Genomic DNA, 1388 nt, shown 5'->3' with positions numbered 1-1388 from the left:
TCGGAATTGCTAGTAATCGCGGATCAGCATGCCGCGGTGAATACGTTCCCGGGTCTTGTACACACCGCCCGTCACACCACGAGAGTTTACAACACCCGAAGTCGGTGGGGTAACCCGCAAGGGAGCCAGCCGCCGAAGGTGGGGTAGATGATTGGGGTGAAGTCGTAACAAGGTAGCCGTATCGGAAGGTGCGGCTGGATCACCTCCTTTCTATGGAGTCCATGTTGTCTGCAGGACAACGGACATTTTAAGAAGCACTCACTCGTGTTCAGTTTTGAAAGGCGCAATGCCTTTCAATTGGTTTGGTGATGATGGCGGAAGGGAACCACGCGTACCCATCCCGAACACGACCGTTAAGCCTTCCAGCGTCGATGGTACTTGGACCGCAGGGTCCTGGGAGAGTAGAACGTCGCCAAGCAAGCCCACCAAGGGTGGGCTTTTCTTATGAACCATTATAGGCATACGTGCATATAATGAACTCGTTGTTACAAGGGCCCTTAGCTCAGCTGGTTAGAGCGCACCCCTGATAAGGGTGAGGTCGGTGGTTCGAGTCCACTAGGGCCCACCAGTTAAACTTCATAACAGTATGGGGCCATAGCTCAGCTGGGAGAGCGCCTGCCTTGCAAGCAGGAGGTCAGCGGTTCGATCCCGCTTGGCTCCACCATAATTTACTACTTGAAATCATTAAGTAGTTGTGGTAAGATTTTTCTACTGTCTTCGCGGCAGTGGTAAGTTTGTTCCTTGAAAACTGGATATCGAAACAAGCAACAAAGCTGAATCATCCTTTATTTTAAAGGTTTTAACCATTTGGTTAAGCTAATAAGAGCACACGGAGGATGCCTAGGCACCAGGAGCCGAAGAAGGACGTGGCGAACGACGAAATGCCTCGGGGAGCCGTAAGCAGGCTTTGATCCGGGGATGTCCGAATGGGGAAACCCGCATGCGGTAATTCGCATGTACTCATTACTGAATACATAGGTAATGTAGAGGCAGACGAGGGGAACTGAAACATCTAAGTACCCTCAGGAAAAGAAAACAAAAGTGATTCCGTCAGTAGCGGCGAGCGAAAGCGGATTAGCCCAAACCAGGGGGCTTGCCCCCTGGGGTTGTGGGACGTCAATATGGGTTTAGCAGCGTAGGTGAAGCGGTCTGGAAAGGCCGGCCAAAGAAGGTAACAGCCCTGTAGCTGAAATGCTGCGAAAACCCTAGACGGATCCCGAGTACCGCGAGACACGTGAAACCTCGTGGGAATCCGGCAGGACCATCTGCCAAGGCTAAATACTCCCTGGTGACCGATAGTGAAGCAGTACCGTGAGGGAAAGGTGAAAAGAACCGCGGGAGCGGAGTGAAATAGAACCTGAAACCGTGTGCTTACAAGAAGTCAGAGC

2 tRNA genes and 3 rRNA genes are annotated in these 1388 nt (G+C 51.9%); all 5 read left to right on the top strand.

Annotated features, from left to right (window positions below):
* Nucleotides 1-210 (top strand): 16S ribosomal RNA (locus tag FPZ49_RS35150); the annotation flags it as partial.
* Between the two features lie 91 nt (nucleotides 211-301).
* Nucleotides 302-418 (top strand): 5S ribosomal RNA (rrf, locus tag FPZ49_RS35145).
* Nucleotides 419-491: 73 nt separating this feature from the next.
* Nucleotides 492-568, top strand: a tRNA-Ile gene (locus FPZ49_RS35140).
* 20 nt (nucleotides 569-588) lie between these two features.
* Nucleotides 589-664: transfer RNA gene (locus FPZ49_RS35135), tRNA-Ala, on the top strand.
* 145 nt (nucleotides 665-809) lie between these two features.
* Nucleotides 810-1388, top strand: a 23S ribosomal RNA gene (locus tag FPZ49_RS35130); the annotation flags it as partial.

Origin of the sequence: Paenibacillus cremeus, assembly GCF_007786445.1 — a bacterium.
In the GTDB taxonomy this organism is placed as follows: domain Bacteria; phylum Bacillota; class Bacilli; order Paenibacillales; family NBRC-103111; genus Paenibacillus_G; species Paenibacillus_G cremeus.
Note: the sequence above shows the minus strand (reverse complement) of the source record. Positions and strands in the feature narration are given on the sequence as shown.